Genomic DNA, 17915 nt, shown 5'->3' with positions numbered 1-17915 from the left:
GACCTTTTGCCTGTTTGTACGGCCCTTAATCGCAAGTTATGCGGGCCAGAATATCGCCATCTGTATCCAACCGCGTTGCCAGAACCATCACGCGATAGATGCCACCATCCACCGACACTTCCGGTCCGTTGCCCTGCCAATAAAGGCGGCGGCCATCGTCCACCGTTTCGGCATAGGCATAAAGCGGGCGGTCTTCAATCTGCACCAGCTTGTCACCAGCGTTGCTTCGCAGATAGGATGCATCGCCGGGGTTAAAATAGTACCATCCCTGTTGGTGAAAGCCGCGTTGATCGGTGTTTCCGATGATCAGGCGCAAGGGGCGGGAACAGGTGTTTTTCAAATAGATCAACCGGCGGGCTTGCGCCTGCGCCTGCGATGCCGAAAGCGCCAGTCCTGCTGCCAGAGCCAGTGCCGCCCATTTGCCAAAACCAACCATAGAGATCACCCGTGTCGCCATACCGATCACGTGCGACTGCAAAACGCCACCGCACTTCGTAATAGGCAAAGCGCTTCTTGGGTATTTTATGCAAGCATAAAATCGCCAACAACTACGTTTTTGTACGTAGATGTTGGCGATGTATCAGATATTTAGCCAAAGGCTGGTTAGATCTGGCGCTCGGCCTGCATCTTCTTGATCTCGGCAATGGCGCGGGCGGGGCTCAGGCCCTTGGGGCACACATTGGCGCAGTTCATGATCGTGTGGCAGCGATACAGACGGAAGGGATCTTCCAGCTCGTCCAGGCGCTCGCCGGTCATTTCGTCGCGGCTGTCGGCCAGCCAGCGATAGGCCTGAAGCAGGATGGCCGGACCAAGGAATTTGTCCGAATTCCACCAATAGCTGGGGCACGAGGTCGAGCAGCAAGCGCAGAGGATGCACTCATACAGGCCATCGAGCTTCTCGCGCTGTTCGGGGCTCTGCAGGCGTTCCTTGCCCGAGGGCGTGGTCGAAACGGTCTGCAGCCAAGGGCGGATGCTGGCATATTGCGCATAGAAACGCGTGAAGTCGGGCACCAGATCCTTGATGACTTCCATATGGGGCAGCGGGGTGATCCGCACGTCGCCCTTCAGGTCCTCGATCGCGGTGGTGCAGGCCAGACCATTGCGGCCATTGATGTTCATGGCGCAGGAACCGCAAATGCCCTCGCGGCACGAACGGCGGAAGGTCAGGGTCGAGTCCAGCTCGTTCTTGATCTTGAGCAGCGCGTCCAGCACCATCGGGCCGGTCTGGTCCAGATCCAGCTCAAAGCTGTCATAGCGGGGGTTTTCACCGCTGTCCGGGTCATAGCGATAGACCGTGAACTTTTTGATCTGGCTGCCGCCCTCGGCTTTGTGGACCTTGCCGTTCTTGCTGATCTTGCTGTTGGCGGGGAGGGAGAACTGAGCCATATCCGCTGCTTTCCGTTTGAAATCTGCGATTCAACTTGCGGGCCGCATAGCCTCGCTCTTGCCCGCCTGTCTACTGTCTTGTCGGGCAGGGGCAAGCCTGTTTTTTGCAATGCGGGATAGAAGCTCCGCAAAATGCCAGAATGTTGCCGGTCAACAACGCTGTTGCGGCATCACGCCTGCGCTGGCCTGACCCCCTGACAGGCTTGACCCGATTAACGCAGGCTATAGCCTTGCCGCCATGACCGACAGCCCGCCTGAACCCAGCCATCCCAGCACGACTCTGAAACTCGCCGTGAGGAAGGGGGGCTTTACCCTCCGCGCCAAAGGGCTGCCCGATGCATGGGCGCAGGATGCCTATTACCGCCTGATGCAAATGCCTTGGCCCGCGCTGCTGGGGCTTTTCGCGGGCGTGTTCCTGACCTTTAACCTGCTGTTTGCCGCGCTCTATCGCCTTGATCCGCAAGGCTTGGTCGCCACGCAAGATATGGCGCATATTTCGCTGTTCTGGCAGGATTTCTTTTTCTCGGTCCATACGGTGGCGACGATTGGCTATGGCAATGTCTATCCCGCTTCTGCCTATGCCAATATTATGGTGGTGGTCGAAATTACCTGCGGCATCCTCTATTTCGCGCTGGTGACAGGCATCGCTTTTGCCCGTTTCTCGCGGCCCACGGCACGCATCCTGTTTTCCCAAGTCGCGGTGGTGCATCGGGCCGATGGCGTGCCAGTGCTGATGCTGCGTGCGGCGAACCAGCGGCACAATATGCTCTATGCCGCGCAGGCCCAATTGGCGGTGCTGATGGATGGCGAGGTGGGGGGCATTCCCTTGCGCCGCTTTGTCGACCTGCCCTTGGTCCGCGCCAGCAATCCGGTGTTTCCCATGACCTGGCTGATCATGCATCGCATCGATGCCGACAGTCCGCTGGCAGCATGGCTGGAAAATGGCGCGCCTGATCCGCGCTCGGAACTGGTGATCCTTGTATCCGGCACCGACGAGGTGAGCGGGCAAGTGGTCCATGGCCGCTGGGCCTATAATGCGCAGGATATCCATTGGGATGCCCGCTTTGCCGATATTGTGGGATTGGACCCTGATGGCGCGCGCACGCTGGATTACACACGGTTCCATCAGGTGGAGCCGTGCAATCTGGACAAGGCGGAAACTAGACCTGCCGACTGACCCGCCCGCCCGCGTGGCGCAGGATCTGGCCGGAAAGCTCCAGTTCGATCAGCGCGGTTTGCACCTGCGCGGCGCTGGCATGGCTTAACCGAACCAGATCATCCATACCCACCGGCGTGATGCCCAGCATGTCCAGCAAGCGTTCGCCCAGATCGTCCTCTGGCTCTGTCGCCGCTTCCTCCTCTGGCCAGCGGAATAGAGGCGCGGCCTGCGGCAGGTGATGCTCTTCCTCCAAGCCCCAATCGCCTTCCGCGCCAATGCCGAACACATCCTCGCCATCCTCGTGAAAGCGGGAGAGGGGGACGCCGTCGAAGCTGGAGAGCAGCTCGATAATATCCTCCACTCGCTGCACCAGAATGGCGCCTTCACGGATCATCTCGTTGCAACCATGGCTGCGCGGGTCGAGGGGCGAGCCGGGCACCGCCATCACCTCGCGCCCATAGTCGCCCGCCAGACGCGCCGTGATCAGCGATCCGGATTTGAGCGCCGCCTCCACCACCACGGTTCCGGCGGCGATCCCAGCGATGATGCGGTTGCGGGCGGGAAAATGGCGCTGGATCGGCTCTACACCCGGGGGCACTTCGGTCAGCAGCAGGCCTTCCTCCGCGATCCGGTCTTGTAGCGCGGCATGTTCGGGCGGATAGGCGACATCGATACCGCCCGCGATAACGGCCATCGTGCTGGCAGCGGAATAGGAACCCATACGCCCCGCCAAAGCGCCTTCATGCGCGGCCAAATCAATGCCGCGCGCAAGGCCGGATACCACCGGAAAGCCTGCCTCCGCCAATCCGCAGGCCAGATCGCGCGCCAGCCTTTGCGCGGGCGCGCTGGCATTGCGGGCGCCGACCATCGCTACGGGGATAGCCTTGGCCAGATCCATTCGCCCCTTGGCAATCAGCACGGGCGGAGCGGCATCCACCTGTCGCAACAGGGGGGGGTAATCCTGCGAATCGTGGAAGATATAGCGGGCACCCGCCGCGCGTACCGCTTTGATCTCGCCCTCGATCTCGGCCATGGGCACGGGCACATAGGCGCGTGCTTTTGGAGATCCCTTGTGGCCCGATGCACCGCGCGCCGCTAGTTCGGGCAGCGCCTCCAGTGCCGCCTGCGCCGTGCCATAGCGGCGCAGCAATTGGGCAAAGGTCACCGGCCCCACATGGGGCGAACGGATCAGACGAATACGGGCCAGCCCTTCCTCGCGGCTGAGTGTCGAGGAAGGGGCAGCCTCGCCAGCCATCAGGCGTCTTGCGCTTTCTTGGCGCCTACCTTGGGCTCGGTGCCTGCGCGCAAACGGGCGATATTTTCGCGGTGTTGATACAGCACCAGCAGGGCCAGCGCTGCCAAGACCGGAGCCATAGAAGCATGGCCCAGCGCCAAGGCCGCCAGAGGAGCCGCTACGCCCGCGCTCATGCCGCCCACGCTGGAAATGCGGCTGATCTTGAACATGCCCACCCAAGCCAGCAGGCAGACCAGCCCCACCGGCCAAGCCAGCCCCAGCGCCACGCCCAGCACCGTGGCTACGCCCTTGCCGCCACGGAAATTGAGCCAGACCGGAAAACAATGACCCAGCAGGGCAAAGGCACCAGCGGTCAGTGCCAACACTTCGGCTCCATCGGCAGGCGCGCCCAAGGCATGGCGGGCGATCAACACCGCCGCTGCGCCCTTGCCGCCATCCAGCAGTAAAGTGGCTGCCGCCAGACCCTTGCGCCCCGTACGCAGCACATTGGTGGCGCCAATATTGCCCGAACCGACGCTGCGCAGGTCACCCGCGCCAAACGCCTTGGTCAACAACAGGCCAAAGGGCACCGAACCCAAAGCATAGCCCAGCACCGAGGCCACCATCAAAGACATTCCATCACCTGCTCATTCAAGTCGCGCGTTACGCATTTATCGTTAGGAGCCATCTTTAACCCGCCTTGCGCATTTGTCGAAGCATTTGCTTGGGGCCTTTCCCCCGCTTTCCTTTTGCCGCCGATCCGGCCTAAAGGGAGGGCATTATCCAGCAAAGGCCAGACAAGCCCGTGACCCAAGACCCCTCCGCGCCCATTCTTTTGTTCGATTCCGGTGTGGGCGGGTTGACCGTCCTGGACGCGCTGCGGCGGGAATTGCCCGATGCACCGGTGATTTATGCGGCGGACAATGCTGGCCTGCCCTATGGCACCAAAAGCGAGGCACAGATTGCCGCCCGCGTGTCGGGCCTGTTGGGGCGCATGACCGAAAGGCTGCGCCCCCGTCTGGTCTGCATCGCCTGCAACACGGCCAGCACGATTGCCTTGGCCAGCGTGCGCGAAGTTTTGGAGGTGCCGATTGTGGGCACGGTTCCGGCTATCAAGCCCGCCGCCGCCATGACCAAGACCGGCGTGATCGGCCTGCTGGGCACGCAGGCGACCATTCGCCAATCCTATGTCGATCGGTTGGAGCATGAATTTGCGCAGGGAAAGCGCCTGATCCGCCACGGAGCGCCCGAACTGGTGGAGGCGGCCGAGGCGCGTTTGCGCGGGCAACCCGTCGATCCGCGTCTGATCCAGCGCGCGGTGGATGGTTTGCGCATGCAGCCAGATGGCGACAGGATCGACACGGTGGTGCTGGCCTGCACCCATTTCCCGCTCCTGACGCAAGAGTTAGGTGACTTGCTGGGATCGGTGCAATTTATCGACGGCGCCGCCGGAATCGCGCGCCGAGTCGCTTATTTGACCGCCGGACAGGGCTTTTCCCGCAGCAAACCCGACATGGCTTTGTTTACCAGCGCAGAGGATATTGCGGCTCTGGCTCCAGCTTTGGCCCAGCGTGGCCTTTGTGAAACGGCCATTTTTTGATCACCTCTTGAGCAGTTCCATCGTTCTTTAGGACAGAATGTCCGATAAGAGAGTTTGACTCTGGTCATTTTCCACTGCGCCGGATATGCCCTAGTCGGGAGACGGAGGAGCCTGTTGACGGGCGCCACGCAGGATAAGAGCCAGTGAACTACAACCAGATTTTCGATGCTGCCATCAGCCGTCTTCATGCCGAAGGGCGCTATCGCGTCTTTATCGACATCCTGCGCAACAAGGGTGCCTACCCCAATGCCCGCTGCTTTGCGGGGCATAATGGGCCTAAACCCATCACCGTGTGGTGCAGCAATGACTATCTGGCCATGGGGCAACACCCCAAGGTGATCGCCGCCATGGAGGAGGCCCTGCATGATGTGGGCGCCGGATCAGGCGGTACGCGCAACATTGGCGGCAACACGCATTACCACATCCAGTTGGAAGAAGAACTGGCCGACCTGCATGGCAAGGAAGGCGCGCTGCTGTTCACCAGCGGTTATGTGTCGAATGACGCCACTCTCTCCACGCTGGCCAAGGTGCTGCCGGGCTGCGTGATTTTTTCCGACGCGCTCAACCATGCCAGCATGATTGCCGGTATCCGCAATTCGGGCGCGGAAAAGAAGGTGTTCCGTCACAATGATGTGGAGCATCTGGAGCAATTGCTGGCCGAAACCGATCCTTCGGTGCCCAAGCTGATCGCGTTTGAAAGCGTCTATTCGATGGATGGCGATATCGCTCCCATCCACGAGATTTGCGATCTGGCCGAGAAGTATAACGCGCTGACCTATATCGACGAGGTGCACGCTGTGGGCATGTATGGCCCGCGCGGCGGCGGGATCACCGACCGCGACGAGGCGGCCCATCGCATCGACATTATCGAAGGCACGCTGGGTAAGGCTTTTGGCGTGATGGGCGGCTATATCGCGGCGGACAAGCGCATCATCGATGTGATCCGCTCCTATGCGCCGGGCTTCATCTTCACCACCTCGCTCTCGCCTGTGCTGGTGGCGGGGGTTTTGGCCTCGGTGCGCCATTTGAAGCAATCGAGCGTGGAGCGTGAGGGCCAGCAGGCCGCCGCCGCCATGCTGAAAAGCCTGATGCGTGAGGCTGGCCTGCCGGTGATGAACAGCACCACCCATATCGTGCCCTTGATGGTGGGTGATCCGGTCAAGGCCAAGGCGATCAGCGATATTCTGCTCGCCGAATATGGCGTCTATGTGCAGCCGATCAATTTCCCCACCGTGCCGCGCGGGACGGAGCGCCTGCGCTTTACCCCCGGTCCGCAGCATACCGAAGAGATGATGGTGGAACTTACCAAGGCTCTGGTGGAAATCTGGGAACGGATGGAATTGAGGCTGGCAGCCTGAAGATAGGGGAAGGGGGCTTGAACGGCCCCCTTTTTCATTCCGCCCCTGTTTTATTCCGCCCGAGTCCAGATCCAAGTGCCGGATAGCGCCATCACGCCCAGCGGGATCAGAACCCAAGGCCAGCCCGCTGTTGCGGCGGTGATGCCCACAGACAAAGCCATGGTGCTCAATGCGGCTATCTTGGCGCGGCGGGGAATGGCGCGTCTTTCACGCCATTGGCGCAGGGGTGGGCCATAGCGGGGATGGTGGAGCAGGCGCTGCTCCCACGCCGGATTGGACCGCGCAAAGCAGAACAGCGCCAGCAGCAGGAACGGCACCGTGGGCAGCAGCGGTAGGAAGGCGCCCACCACGCCCAGCCCGACAAAAAACAGGCCGCCGATACGATAGAGATGGCGGCGCATGGGCTTCCTATCCTGCCACGATACGCGCGGCGTGCTGCTGAATCAGCGCGATCATATTGGGCACGCCCTGCGTCCGGTTGCTGGAAAGCTGGTTTTTTAGGTCAAACGGGGCGAGCGCCTCGGCAATGTCCATCGCCACCACTTCGCTGGCCGGTTTGCCCTGCACCGCGCTCAACACCAGCGCGATAATGCCCTTGGTGATGGCGGCATTGCTGTCGGCCAGAAAATTGAGCCGCCCGTCATCCTGCGCCACCGGATAGACCCAGACGCTGGCCGAGCAGCCGCGTACCAGCGTGGCATCGGTTTTCAAGGCGTCGGGCATGGGGGGCAGGGCGCGGCCCAGTTCGATCAACAGGCGGTAACGTTCGTCGGCATCAAGGAAATCATATTCCTCGGCAATATCGTTCAAGCTGCGCATGGGACCTGCGGTAGCCGGTTCGGCCATGCGGATCAATGCGGTTTAAAGGTCAACACCGGCGGCAATCGCTTCCAGCTTGCGCAGTCGGTCCTTCAGATCGGCCAGTTCGATCCGCTGCATGGCGGATGGCAGATTGCCTTCCTGCACACGCGCGTTCAGTTCCAGTTCGCGGTGCTTCAGCGTCAGCCAACCCTGCCATCCGCGCAGCGCGGCAAGGCTGAACATGGCCAGTCCCGTCAGACCAGCGAGCAATTCAGGAAGAGTAACAGCATCCATATACAGTCTCCTCGCTTAGCGCAGCGCGTCGATTTCGTCGGCTAGAGCGCGGCTTTGGCGGTCATCGGTGGCGATGCGTTCCAGCACTTTCACGCGCTCACGCAATTCCTGCAATTCGCGGCGCAGGGCATTGTTTTCCGACAGCATTGCCTCATCCGGCATGGGGTTGTGATGGAGGCGGCTGTTGTAACGGGCGCGCATGACTTTGGCGAAAGAGGTAATCGCCACGATCAGCACAATCGCTTCAACCCATTGCATGGTCCGTCTCCGTGGTTACAGATTATGGGTAAGGTTGGCGGGGCGAGGGCTCTTGTCATCCAGACGCCCCTCGTCACTGCGCAGGGCTTCGATCTGATGGGCCAGATCGTAATTCCGGTCGGTCACGATCCGCTCCAGCACCCGCACCCGCTCTTCCAGTTGGGCCATCTGCGCCGCGCTGGAACCGCCCAATTCGGCATTCTGGCGGGCGGCGGCGTTGATGTGCATTTCGGCAATGCGTGTGCGGTGTCTGGTCCAGATCGCGACGATCGGGATGCACAGGGCAACAATGGGCACAATATTGGCGCCAAAAGACATGACATTCCCCCTTGTCGCCGCGCTTAACGCAGCTTTTCGATTTCTTCGGCCAAACGCGGGTTGGACGAGACGTAATAGGCCTCTACCGCTGCCAGACGGCGGTCAATGTCGCGGAAGCTGGCGCGCACTTCGCGTGCGGTGCGGCTGGGCGATTGGCGCACGCCTTGCCAGAACTGCTGTTCCTGCCGGTCGGCATAGAGTTCCTTGGGCTTGTCCTGCGCCAGAATGCCAATGGCCAGATAGACCATGAAAGCTGTGCCCGACGTGGCCGACAGCATGATCAGCGCGGCAATCCGCACCCAGAGCACATCGATACCGGTATAGTCGGCAATGCCGGCGCAAACGCCCATCACCTTGCCATTGGCCTTGTCTTTAAAGAAACGGGTGCGAAGCGAGTTCATCGGTCGGTTCCTTGGCTAATGCGGTTCAGCGGCGCTGGTCGCGGCGGCGGTTGAGCGTTTCGGCAATTTCGTGCAGCGGCTGGTTGTCCACCTCGCGGTTGGGCAGCGGCACGGCAGGGTGGAACTGCGGGTGTTCGGCAGCCACCAGACGCTCCACCGTGTCCATCCGCTCGTCCAGTCGGCGGGCGAGTTGATAGAGTTCCTCCAGCAGCGCTTCATCGCTGTGGGTCAGGGTGGGGGCGGTTTTCCACTTGGTGACATAGTGGAAAATGAGCCAGGGCAAGCCGATGAACAGGGTGGGGAAAGCGACTAGCGGGACGACAATATCTTCCATCGCGCTTAACCTTCCTTGCCAGCGTTAAGGGCGCGCTTCATCGCTTCCAGCTCCTCGTCAACCTTGTCGCCAGCGGCCAGCGCGGCGATTTCGTCGGCAAGGCTGGGCTTGCTATCGGCCAGACCCAGCGCATCGGCGCGGCCTTCGGCATGGTCTACGCGGCGTTCCAGCGCGTCAAAACGGGCCATGGCTTCATCCACACGCTCGCTGGCCAGCAGCGTGCGCAGCTTCACGCGGTTTTCCGCGCTTTCCAGACGGGCGGCAATCGCGGTCTGGCGGCTGCGGGCTTCGCGCAGGCGGGTTTGCAGCTTTTCGATGTCCGCTTCAAAGGCGCGCAGCGAATCGTCCAGCACAGCCACTTCGCTGTTCAGCTGGTCGGCCATGTCTGCGGCCTTGCGCTTTTCCACCAGAGCGGCGCGGGCCAGATCCTCGCGGTTCTTGGACAGGGCCAGTTGCGCCTTGTCGGCCCAATCGGCCTGAAGGCGGTCCAGCTTCACGATGTGACGGCGCATTTCCTTTTGATCGGCAATGGTGCGGGCGGCGCTGGCGCGCACTTCCACCAGCGTTTCTTCCATTTCCATGATGATCATGCGGATCATCTTCGAAGGATCTTCTGCCTTTTCCAGCAGATCGGCAAAATTGGCGGCAATGATGTCGCGGGTGCGGCTGAAGATGCCCATGGTCAGGCCTCCTGAAGGGGAAAGAATTGATGCGAAGGGTCGGAGCTTTTCGACTTCTCTGTCAAGTCTGCTGCGGGGTGTTTGCTGAAAAAGTGACCGGATCGGGGCGCTGCCTGCGCCTTGCCGCAGGGGCTGCGCGGCTTGGCGTTGGTTGGCGGGCCCCGATCCGGTCCCCGACCAGCCTGCGCCTCTCCATCCAGCGGGGGGAAGGGGCATATCCCCTGCGCCGCCATGGGTAGGGGCGGGCAGAAAGGGATCGAGAGGCGTTGGCTTGGTCATGCCAGAGTATCAGCAAAGCTCGTGCCAATTTGCGCAGGTGGCGGGAAATGGGCGCTTCTGGAAGGCTGGCGCTTGACGGTATCGGTAAAATTGGCCAAGTTTCAGGAAATTTCACCAATAGTCAGTTTGGTCCGGAGGGAAGATGGCAGGCTCGGCCCGCGAAGCGCAATTGATCGGTCAATCAAGCGCCTTTCTGGATGCGGTGGAGCGCGCCAGTCGCGCAGCGCCCCTGCGCCGACCGGTATTGGTGATTGGCGAGCGCGGCACGGGCAAGGAACTGATTGCCGAACGCCTGCATCGACTGTCCTCGCGCTGGGACGAACCGCTGATTACGCTCAATTGCGCGGCCATGCCCGAAACGCTGATCGAGGCGGAATTGTTCGGGCATGAGGCGGGGGCATTTACCGGCGCGACCAAGACCCGCGCCGGAAGGTTTGAGGAAGCCGATCGCGGCACTTTGTTCCTCGATGAATTGGGCACTTTGAGCATGGGGGCGCAGGAGCGCCTGTTGCGTGCGGTGGAATATGGCGAAGTGTCGCGCATTGGTTCCTCGCGCCCTTTGCGGGTGGATGTGCGGATAGTGGCGGCCACCAATGAGGATTTGCCCCGCATGGCGCGCGAGGGCCGTTTTCGCGCCGACTTGCTTGACCGGTTAAGCTTCGAGGTGATCACTTTGCCTCCGCTGCGGGCGCGTGAGGGCGATATTCCGGTGCTGGCCGAGCATTTTGGTCGCCGCATGGCCAGCGAGATGGGTTGGGACCGCTGGCCCGGTTTTGCGCCTGCGGCCATGATGGCTCTGGAGAAATATGGCTGGCCGGGCAACTTGCGTGAATTGCGCAATGTGATCGAGCGGGCAGTCTATCGTTGGGATAACCCGCAAAATCCGGTGGAGCATATCACCTTCGATCCCTTTGATTCGCCGTGGAAGCCCGCGCAATCCATGCGTGCGCCGGTCGAAGGGGGTGGTGTTGCTCCCGCTCCGTTGTTGGCGGCGGATCTGGCCGAGGTGGTGGATTTGCGCGCGGCGGTGGATGGGCATGAAAAGGCGATTGTGGAGGCGGCTCTGGCCCGCCATCGTTTTAACCAGCGGCAAACGGCCAAGGCGCTGTCCTTGACCTATGACCAATTGCGCCACACGATGCGCAAGCATGGGCTTTTGTAAGGGTTTCCTACTTGTCATGCCTTTGTCATCCTGATCGGCTCTGGGGTTTGCCGTTAAAGAAAGTGGGGCGCATATGGGCAAGGTGATCGCGGTTTGTGCGATGAAGGGCGGGGTGGGGAAATCCTCGCTGGCGGTCAATTTGGCCCATGGCATGGCGGTCAAGGGGCTGCGCACACTGATCTGGGATATTGATGCGCAGGGGGCGGTGGCTTTTCTGCTGGGTGTGGCGGCTGCCGATGGGCTGGCGCGCAAATTGTTCACCAAGGGGCGCGATGTAGGGGGCTATATTGTGCCCACCAACTGGCCTGATCTGGATTTGATTGCGGCTGACCTGTCCTTGCGCAATCTGGAAAGCGATCTGGCCGAGGATAGTCCCAAGCGTTTGCGCAAGATGCTCGATCTGTTGCGGCAGGATTATGATCGTGTGATTCTTGATTGCCCACCTGGATTGAGCGGAATTTCCGACCAGATTTTTCGCGCGGCAGACCTGTTAGTGGTGCCTGTGGTGCCAGCGCCTCTGTCCTTTCGCGTTCTGGATAAAATGCTGGAATATGTGGAGGAGACGCGCGGGCCGAAAGCGCCAATCGCCTTGCCCGTGCTGTCCATGGTGGACCGGCGCAAGGTTTTGCACCGTCAAATGGCCGATTCCGCGCCGGATTGGCCCAGCATCCCGCATTCCAGCACGATAGAATCCATGGGGGTAAAGCGGGCGCCGGTTGGCGAATATGCCAAGCGATCAGCCGCAGCCAAAGCCTTGGCGCAGGTTCTGGCGCGGGTGGAGGCGGTGGTCGGGGGCTAGACTCTTTGTCTTGGCCCCCTCTTGCTTTTGCCATTGGCTAAGCGTATAGGCCCGCTCAATCCCGACATTGTGATCCGCAAAGCCGGGCTGGCGCCGAAAGGGGCCGGCACGATAGGGCTTTGGTGCAGGGTTGCAGGTCAGGTGCGTCAACGGAGTAAGCATGACCAATATTGCGCGTATTATCGAGATTGTTGAGCCGGAGGTGCAGGCCCTTGGCTTCGATCTCGTGCGGGTGCGCCTGTTTGGCAAAAGCGAAGTGGGCGACGAAGAGCATACGCTGCAGATCATGGCCGAGCGCCCCGAAACGGGCCAGATGGTGATGCAGGATTGTGTCGCGCTTTCCCACCGCATTTCCGACAAGATCGATGCGCTGGAAGAAGCTGGCGAGACGCTGATCGAAGAGGCCTATCGTCTGGAGGTCAGTTCGCCCGGTATCGACCGCCCGCTGACCCGCCTTAAAGATTTTGCCCAATGGGCAGGGCATGAGGCCAAGTTCAACCTGATCGTCCCTGTTGATGGCAACCGCAAGGCGCTCAACGGTGATCTGGCTGGTCTGGCGGAGGATGGGGTGACCATCCTGCTCGACGACAAGAAATCCGGCCGCGTCGAATTGCGGTTGGAAGATATCCATTCTGCCAAGCTTGTCTTTACCGACAAGCTGTTGGCGGCAACCAAACCCATCGAACTCGACGAGGATGTCGACGAGTTCGACGATACCGCTGAAGATACCAACGAAAGCCGGGAAGACTGAATATGGCCAGTGCGATTTCCGCCAACCGCGCCGAACTGCTAGCGATTGCCACCGCCGTCGCCACCGAGAAGATGATCGACAAGTCGGTCGTGATCGAGGCGATGGAAGAGGCGATCCAGAAGTCTGCCCGCAACCGCTATGGTGCGGAAAACGACATTCGCGCCAAGCTCGACCCCCGTTCCGGCGACCTGCGTCTGTGGCGCGTGGTGGAAGTGGTCGAAGTGGTGGAAGACTACTTCAAGCAGGTCGATCTGAAGCAGGCTGAAAAGCTACAACCGGGCGCCAGCATTGGCGACTTCATCGTTGACCCGCTGCCTCCGGTCGATCTGGGCCGCATTGACGCCCAGAGCGCCAAGCAGGTGATTTTCCAGAAGGTGCGTGACGCAGAGCGTGACCGCCAATATGCCGAATTCAAGGATCGCGTGGGTGAAGTTGTCACCGGCGTGATCAAGTCGGTGGAATTTGGCCATGTGATCGTCAATCTGGGCCGCGCCGAAGGCGTGATCCGCCGCGACCAGCAGATCCCGCGTGAAGCGGCCCGTGTTGGGGAACGCGTTCGCGCCATCATCCTGCGCGTTGACCGCCAGAACCGCGGTCCGCAGATTTTCCTCAGCCGCGCGCATCCCGACTTCATGAAGAAGCTGTTCGCGCAGGAAGTGCCCGAAATCTATGATGGCATCATCGAGATCAAGGCCGCCGCCCGTGACCCCGGTTCGCGCGCCAAGATCGGTGTGATCAGCCGCGATTCCTCCATCGACCCCGTCGGCGCTTGCGTCGGTATGAAGGGTAGCCGCGTTCAGGCGGTGGTGCAGGAATTGCAGGGCGAAAAGATCGACATCATCCCCTGGAGCGAAGACGCCGCGACTTTCGTGGTCAACGCTTTGCAGCCCGCCACCGTCAGCCGCGTGGTGATCGACGAGGAAGACAGCCGCATCGAAGTGGTGGTGCCTGATGATCAGCTGTCGCTGGCCATCGGTCGCCGTGGGCAGAACGTGCGTCTGGCCAGCCAGTTGACCGGCAGCCAGATCGACATTCTGACCGAGGCGGAAGCTAGCGAGAAGCGCCAGAAGGAATTCGCCGAAAAGTCCAAGCTGTTCGAAGAAGAGCTGGATGTGGACGAAACCCTGTCGCAGTTGCTGGTGGCCGAAGGATTCACCGAGCTGGAAGAAGTGGCCTATATCGACATTGCCGAACTGGCGCAGATCGAAGGCTTCGACGAAGAACTGGGTCAGGAATTGCAGAGCCGCGCTCTCGAAGCGCTGGAGCGCCGCGAGGAAGTGGCCCGCGAGGAACGTCGCGGTCTGGGCGTTGAAGATGCACTGGCCGAGCTGCCGCATCTGACCGAAGCCATGCTGGTGGTGCTGGGTAAGGCAGGCATCAAGACGCTTGACGATCTGGCCGATCTGGCCACCGACGAGTTGATCGCGAAGAAGCGCAGCAACGACCAGCGTCGTCGCGGTGACAAGAAGGACGACAAGCGCGATTCCAAGCGTGAAGAAAAGCGCGAGGAAAGCCGCGGTGGCGTACTGGGCGAATTTGGTTTGAGCGAAGAGCAGGGCAACGAGATTATCATGGCTGCCCGTGCCCACTGGTTCGACGATGCTGAGGAGGCCGCCGATGCGGACTCTTCGCAATGAGCGCGTAAGCTCCGACATCGCTGGCGACGGTCCGGAGAGGAAATGTATCCTTTCCGGCCAGAACGCCGCGCGTGATGCGCTGATCCGTCTGGCGATTTCGCCGGACGGGCCGGATGGTGTTGCCATGGTCGCCCCCGATGTTCTGGCCAAGGCGCCGGGGCGCGGGGCGTGGATTGGCGTGACCCGTGCGGAACTGGAAGAGGCGATTGCCAAAGGGCGCCTGAAGGGTGCCATGGCGCGTGCCTTCAAGGGCGCCAAACTGGCCATTCCCGAGGACTTGCCTGCCCGTATCGAGGCGGCGCTGATTCGCGCCTTTACCGATCGGCTTGGTCTGGAAATGCGCAGCGGGCGATTGCTGGTCGGTTCTGACCGGATTGCTGAAAACGCGCGGTCTGGAAGGGTGGCTTTTCTGGCCCATGCGGCGGATGCTGGGCAGGATGGCAATCGAAAACTGGATCAGGCCTACCGTGTGGGGCTTGAAGCAGAAGGTTCGGGCATCGTGGGTATTACCTTGCCACTGGACCGGGCGACCCTGTCTGTGGCATTGGGCCGCGAGAATGTCGTGCATCTGGCGTTAACGGATCGGGCTTCGGCACAAAGGCTGAACCCTCTGCTGGCGCGCCTCAACCATTTTCTTGGGACAGGCGGCGAGACTTCGCCGACAGAGGGCGGTGATGTGCCGCCTGCACAGGACGAGCAAAACCGCGCCTTGGGTGGCGACACAGCGACAGACTCCGCGTCTGGTGCTGACATGATGATTTGAGATTGAAGGGCTGTTTGACGAGATGAGCGAGAACGACAACAAACCGACACTGGGCCGCAAGCCGCTGGGGCTGAAGCGCTCGGTGGAAGCGGGCGAAGTCAAGCAGACCTTCAGCCACGGCCGCACCAACAAGGTGGTGGTCGAGGTGAAGCGTCGTAAAATCGTACCGGGTAAGCCCGGTGAGGGCACCGCATCGGCGCCTGCTGCTGAAGCCGCTCCTGCCGCAGCGCCTGCGCCGCAGACCGTTGCCCCCAAGGCTCCTCCGGCACCTGCGCCTGCCGCTCCGCGTCCTGCAGCGCCTGTTGCGCGCCCGATGCCGCCGGTGCGTCCGGCTGCTGTGGCTGCTAGCCGCGAAACGCGTCAGGAAATGCAGGCCCGTCTGCTGCGTGAAGCTGAAGAAGCCCGTATGGCGGCGCTGGAAGCCGCTTCGCGCCGTGAACAGGAAGAGCGTCAGCGCGCGATGGAAGAAGAAAAGCGCCGCGCCGAAGAAAACCGCCGTGCTGCTGAAGCCGCCGCTGCCGCTGCTGCTGCGCCGGTAGAGGAAGCGCCCAAGGTTGAAGCGGCCCCCGTGGTAGAAGCGCCCAAGGCGGAAGCGGTTAAGGCCGAGGCCCCCAAGGCCGAAGCGCCCAAGGCTGCTGAACCTGCCGCCAAGGCTGCCGAGCCCAAGCAGGCAGAAACTCGCACGGCCGCTCCTGCGCCGCGCCGCTTCACGCCGGTGGCCGCTCCTGCGCCTGCTCGCCGTCCGGAAGCTGCCGCGCCCGCCAAGAAGCCCGCGCCGAGCCGCGATCGCAAGACCGAGGACCGCCGTGGTGGCAAGCTGACCGTCAACCGCGCGTTGAACGAGGATGAAGGCGCCCGCGCCCGCAGCCTCGCCGCGCTGAAGCGTGCGCGTGAAAAGGAACGCCGCGCCCATTTCGGTGGCCAGCAGCAGAGCCGCGAAAAGCAGGTTCGCGATGTGGTGGTGCCCGAAGCGATCACTGTGCAGGAACTGGCCAATCGTATGGCTGAAAAGGCCGCCGATCTGGTGAAGGCCTTGTTCAAGATGGGCGTGATGGTGACGTTGAACCACACGATCGATCAGGACACGGCAGAATTGCTGGTGACCGAATTCGGCCACAACATCCAGCGCGTGAGCGACAATGACGTTGACATCGACCATTCGGCCGACGTTGACGCCGAAGATACGCTGAAGGCACGTCCGCCGGTGGTGACGATCATGGGCCACGTTGACCATGGTAAGACCAGCCTGCTCGACGCTCTGCGCGGCACCGATGTGGTGAAGGGTGAAGCTGGCGGCATTACGCAGCATATCGGCGCTTACCAGATCAAGACCAAGTCTGGCGATCTGATCACCTTCCTGGATACGCCGGGCCACGAGGCTTTCACCGAAATGCGTATGCGCGGCGCCAATGTGACGGATATCGTCATTCTGGTGGTGGCAGGCGATGACGGTTTGATGCCGCAGACGATCGAGGCGATCAACCACACCAAGGCCGCTGGCGTGCCGATGATCGTGGCGATCACCAAGAGCGACAAGCCCGAGTTCAACCCGCAAAAGATCCGCGAACGTCTGCTGGAACACGAAATCATCGTGGAGCAGATGTCGGGCGATGTGCAGGACGTTGAAGTGTCGGCCAAGACCGGCGCCGGTCTGGAAACGCTGATCGAAAAGATCCTGCTGCAGGCCGAACTGATGGAACTGAAGGCCAATCCCGACCGCGCCGCCGAAGCGACCGTGATCGAGGCCAAGCTGGACAAGGGCAAGGGGCCGCTGGCTACCGTGCTGATCAACCGTGGTACGCTGAAAGTTGGCGATATTCTGGTGGTTGGCACCCAGTCGGGCCGCGTGCGCGCCATGCTGGACGACAAGGGACGTCAGGTGAAGGTTGCTCCGCCCGCGCTGCCGGTCGAAGTGTTGGGTGTGGGCGGGGTGCCCATGGCCGGTGACACGCTGACCGTGGTGGAAAGCGAAGCCCGTGCCCGTGAAGTGGCCGCCTTCCGTCAGGAGCAGGCCACCGCCAAGCGCACGACCACCGCTCCTGCCAGCCTGGAAAACATGTTCTCTGCTCTGGCGGCCAAGAATGCCGTGATCGAATATCCGATCGTGGTAAAGGCCGACGTGCAGGGTTCGACCGAAGCGATCTGCAACGCGCTCAACCGTCTGTCGAATGACGAGATCAAGCTGCGCGTGCTGTCGAGCGGCGTGGGCGCCATCACGGAAAGCGACGTCAATCTGGCGGCGGCTTCCAATGCTCCCATCGTGGGTTTCAACGTCCGTCCCAATGCCAAGGCGCGCGAGATGATCGAGCGCAACAAGGTGCGGATGAAGTATTTCGACGTGATCTATCACCTGACCGAGGACGTTTCGAAGGAAATGGCCGGCGTTTGGGGGCCGGAGCGCATCGAAACCGTGGTCGGCCGTGCAGAGGTCAAGGAAGTGTTCCCTGCGGGCAAGCACGACAAGGCCGCCGGTCTGCTGGTGCTGGAAGGCTATATCAAGAAGGGGCTTTACGCCCGTCTTACCCGTCAGGACGTTATCGTGTCCAAGACCCACATCAAGTCGCTGCGGCGTTTCAAGGACGATGTTGCCGAAGTGCGGGCGGGTCTGGAATGCGGCGTGGTGTTGGAGGATACCAACGACATCAAGCCCGGCGATACGCTGGAAGTCTTTGAAGTCGAAATGCGCGAGCGCACGCTGTAA

Annotated in this window: 21 protein-coding genes; 9 read left to right on the top strand and 12 right to left on the bottom strand. The window is 61.5% G+C overall.

The features are described 5' to 3' along the window. Window positions 1-25: 25 nt before the first annotated feature. Together EOE18_RS14920 and EOE18_RS14915 are read right to left on the bottom strand one after the other, a co-directional pair. Window positions 26-445, bottom strand: coding sequence for a hypothetical protein (locus tag EOE18_RS14920; RefSeq protein WP_127710965.1), 420 nt, complete (start codon window positions 443-445; stop codon window positions 26-28). A gap of 158 nt (window positions 446-603) precedes the next feature. Then, complete coding sequence (locus EOE18_RS14915) at window positions 604-1386, bottom strand: succinate dehydrogenase iron-sulfur subunit (RefSeq protein ID WP_127710963.1); 783 nt, start codon at window positions 1384-1386, stop codon at window positions 604-606. A gap of 238 nt (window positions 1387-1624) precedes the next feature. On the opposite strand from EOE18_RS14915, the gene EOE18_RS14910 reads away from it, so the two are divergent. Beyond that, on the top strand, window positions 1625-2563 hold the full coding sequence (locus tag EOE18_RS14910) for an ion channel (protein WP_127710961.1): 939 nt from the start codon (window positions 1625-1627) through the stop codon (window positions 2561-2563). On the opposite strand, the gene dprA is transcribed toward EOE18_RS14910, so the two are convergent. Both dprA and plsY read right to left on the bottom strand, forming a co-directional pair. Then, window positions 2547-3800, bottom strand: a complete 1254-nt coding sequence (dprA, locus tag EOE18_RS14905; RefSeq protein ID WP_127710959.1) for a DNA-processing protein DprA — start codon at window positions 3798-3800, stop codon at window positions 2547-2549. The two genes, EOE18_RS14910 and dprA, sit on opposite strands and share 17 nt — an antisense overlap. Next, window positions 3800-4414: a glycerol-3-phosphate 1-O-acyltransferase PlsY gene (gene plsY, locus EOE18_RS14900; protein WP_127710957.1), complete on the bottom strand. Its 615-nt coding sequence runs from the start codon at window positions 4412-4414 to the stop codon at window positions 3800-3802. Before plsY ends, dprA begins: the two co-directional genes overlap by 1 nt. Before the next feature lie 170 nt (window positions 4415-4584). Here plsY and murI point away from each other — a divergent pair, with 170 nt between their 5' ends. Both murI and hemA read left to right on the top strand, forming a co-directional pair. Next, window positions 4585-5379, top strand: coding sequence for a glutamate racemase (gene murI, locus EOE18_RS14895; protein WP_127710955.1), 795 nt, complete (start codon window positions 4585-4587; stop codon window positions 5377-5379). Between the two features lie 143 nt (window positions 5380-5522). Further along, window positions 5523-6737 carry a 5-aminolevulinate synthase gene (gene hemA / locus EOE18_RS14890; protein ID WP_127710953.1) on the top strand — a complete coding sequence of 405 codons (1215 nt, stop codon included), beginning with the start codon at window positions 5523-5525 and terminating at the stop codon, window positions 6735-6737. A gap of 50 nt (window positions 6738-6787) precedes the next feature. Here the strand turns inward: hemA and EOE18_RS14885 are convergent, their stop codons facing one another. The 8 genes from EOE18_RS14885 to pspA are packed head-to-tail and all read right to left on the bottom strand — an operon-like array spanning window position 6788 to window position 9925. Beyond that, window positions 6788-7138 carry a YbaN family protein gene (locus tag EOE18_RS14885; RefSeq protein ID WP_127710951.1) on the bottom strand — a complete coding sequence of 117 codons (351 nt, stop codon included), beginning with the start codon at window positions 7136-7138 and terminating at the stop codon, window positions 6788-6790. A gap of 7 nt (window positions 7139-7145) precedes the next feature. Continuing rightward, window positions 7146-7556, bottom strand: a complete 411-nt coding sequence (locus tag EOE18_RS14880) for a SufE family protein (RefSeq protein WP_127711093.1) — start codon at window positions 7554-7556, stop codon at window positions 7146-7148. A gap of 42 nt (window positions 7557-7598) precedes the next feature. Continuing rightward, window positions 7599-7832, bottom strand: a complete 234-nt coding sequence (locus tag EOE18_RS14875; protein ID WP_127710949.1) for a hypothetical protein — start codon at window positions 7830-7832, stop codon at window positions 7599-7601. A gap of 15 nt (window positions 7833-7847) precedes the next feature. Further along, on the bottom strand, window positions 7848-8090 hold the full coding sequence (locus EOE18_RS14870) for a hypothetical protein (protein ID WP_127710947.1): 243 nt from the start codon (window positions 8088-8090) through the stop codon (window positions 7848-7850). 15 nt (window positions 8091-8105) lie between these two features. After that, window positions 8106-8408: a hypothetical protein gene (locus EOE18_RS14865; protein WP_127710945.1), complete on the bottom strand. Its 303-nt coding sequence runs from the start codon at window positions 8406-8408 to the stop codon at window positions 8106-8108. 23 nt (window positions 8409-8431) lie between these two features. Further along, the gene (gene pspC / locus EOE18_RS14860; protein ID WP_127710943.1) at window positions 8432-8809 is read right to left on the bottom strand and encodes an envelope stress response membrane protein PspC; all 378 of its coding nucleotides are present in this window, start codon (window positions 8807-8809) and stop codon (window positions 8432-8434) included. Window positions 8810-8834: 25 nt separating this feature from the next. After that, on the bottom strand, window positions 8835-9143 hold the full coding sequence (gene pspB / locus EOE18_RS14855) for an envelope stress response membrane protein PspB (RefSeq protein WP_127710941.1): 309 nt from the start codon (window positions 9141-9143) through the stop codon (window positions 8835-8837). A 5-nt stretch (window positions 9144-9148) separates the two neighbouring features. Next, window positions 9149-9925, bottom strand: a complete 777-nt coding sequence (gene pspA, locus EOE18_RS14850) for a phage shock protein PspA (protein ID WP_425464301.1) — start codon at window positions 9923-9925, stop codon at window positions 9149-9151. Window positions 9926-10244: 319 nt separating this feature from the next. Between pspA and pspF the strand changes: the two genes are divergently transcribed. The 6 genes from pspF to infB all read left to right on the top strand — a co-directional run bounded on the left by pspF (window position 10245) and on the right by infB (window position 17915). Next, window positions 10245-11264, top strand: a complete 1020-nt coding sequence (pspF, locus tag EOE18_RS14845; RefSeq protein WP_127710937.1) for a phage shock protein operon transcriptional activator — start codon at window positions 10245-10247, stop codon at window positions 11262-11264. A gap of 73 nt (window positions 11265-11337) precedes the next feature. After that, complete coding sequence (locus tag EOE18_RS14840; protein ID WP_127710935.1) at window positions 11338-12063, top strand: ParA family protein; 726 nt, start codon at window positions 11338-11340, stop codon at window positions 12061-12063. Window positions 12064-12223: 160 nt separating this feature from the next. Beyond that, a complete protein-coding gene (locus EOE18_RS14835) occupies window positions 12224-12814 on the top strand; it encodes an LSm family protein (protein WP_127710933.1) in 591 nt (196 codons plus the stop codon). A gap of 2 nt (window positions 12815-12816) precedes the next feature. After that, on the top strand, window positions 12817-14451 hold the full coding sequence (gene nusA / locus EOE18_RS14830; protein WP_127710932.1) for a transcription termination factor NusA: 1635 nt from the start codon (window positions 12817-12819) through the stop codon (window positions 14449-14451). Continuing rightward, entirely contained in the window at window positions 14432-15214 is a 783-nt protein-coding gene (locus EOE18_RS14825; protein ID WP_127710930.1) for a DUF448 domain-containing protein, read from the top strand. Before nusA ends, EOE18_RS14825 begins: the two co-directional genes overlap by 20 nt. Window positions 15215-15236: 22 nt before the next feature. Further along, a complete protein-coding gene (gene infB / locus EOE18_RS14820; RefSeq protein ID WP_127710928.1) occupies window positions 15237-17915 on the top strand; it encodes a translation initiation factor IF-2 in 2679 nt (892 codons plus the stop codon).

It is taken from the genome of Novosphingobium umbonatum (assembly GCF_004005905.1).
Classification (GTDB): Bacteria; Pseudomonadota; Alphaproteobacteria; order Sphingomonadales; family Sphingomonadaceae; genus Novosphingobium; species Novosphingobium umbonatum.
This window is presented reverse-complemented; position numbering and strand designations above follow the sequence as displayed.

Excerpts from the sequence above, each read along its gene's own strand:
- EOE18_RS14915 (WP_127710963.1), bottom strand. The coding sequence starts at position 1,386 with ATGGCTCAGTTCTCCCTCCCCGCCAACAGCAAGATCAGCAAGAACGGC.
- EOE18_RS14910 (WP_127710961.1), top strand. The coding sequence starts at position 1,625 with ATGACCGACAGCCCGCCTGAACCCAGCCATCCCAGCACGACTCTGAAA.
- dprA (WP_127710959.1), bottom strand. The coding sequence starts at position 3,800 with ATGGCTGGCGAGGCTGCCCCTTCCTCGACACTCAGCCGCGAGGAAGGG.
- plsY (WP_127710957.1), bottom strand. The coding sequence starts at position 4,414 with ATGTCTTTGATGGTGGCCTCGGTGCTGGGCTATGCTTTGGGTTCGGTG.
- EOE18_RS14885 (WP_127710951.1), bottom strand. The coding sequence starts at position 7,138 with ATGCGCCGCCATCTCTATCGTATCGGCGGCCTGTTTTTTGTCGGGCTG.
- EOE18_RS14880 (WP_127711093.1), bottom strand. The coding sequence starts at position 7,556 with ATGCGCAGCTTGAACGATATTGCCGAGGAATATGATTTCCTTGATGCC.
- EOE18_RS14875 (WP_127710949.1), bottom strand. The coding sequence starts at position 7,832 with ATGGATGCTGTTACTCTTCCTGAATTGCTCGCTGGTCTGACGGGACTG.
- EOE18_RS14870 (WP_127710947.1), bottom strand. The coding sequence starts at position 8,090 with ATGCAATGGGTTGAAGCGATTGTGCTGATCGTGGCGATTACCTCTTTC.
- EOE18_RS14865 (WP_127710945.1), bottom strand. The coding sequence starts at position 8,408 with ATGTCTTTTGGCGCCAATATTGTGCCCATTGTTGCCCTGTGCATCCCG.
- pspC (WP_127710943.1), bottom strand. The coding sequence starts at position 8,809 with ATGAACTCGCTTCGCACCCGTTTCTTTAAAGACAAGGCCAATGGCAAG.
- pspB (WP_127710941.1), bottom strand. The coding sequence starts at position 9,143 with ATGGAAGATATTGTCGTCCCGCTAGTCGCTTTCCCCACCCTGTTCATC.
- pspF (WP_127710937.1), top strand. The coding sequence starts at position 10,245 with ATGGCAGGCTCGGCCCGCGAAGCGCAATTGATCGGTCAATCAAGCGCC.
- EOE18_RS14840 (WP_127710935.1), top strand. The coding sequence starts at position 11,338 with ATGGGCAAGGTGATCGCGGTTTGTGCGATGAAGGGCGGGGTGGGGAAA.
- EOE18_RS14835 (WP_127710933.1), top strand. The coding sequence starts at position 12,224 with ATGACCAATATTGCGCGTATTATCGAGATTGTTGAGCCGGAGGTGCAG.
- nusA (WP_127710932.1), top strand. The coding sequence starts at position 12,817 with ATGGCCAGTGCGATTTCCGCCAACCGCGCCGAACTGCTAGCGATTGCC.
- EOE18_RS14825 (WP_127710930.1), top strand. The coding sequence starts at position 14,432 with ATGCGGACTCTTCGCAATGAGCGCGTAAGCTCCGACATCGCTGGCGAC.
- infB (WP_127710928.1), top strand. The coding sequence starts at position 15,237 with ATGAGCGAGAACGACAACAAACCGACACTGGGCCGCAAGCCGCTGGGG.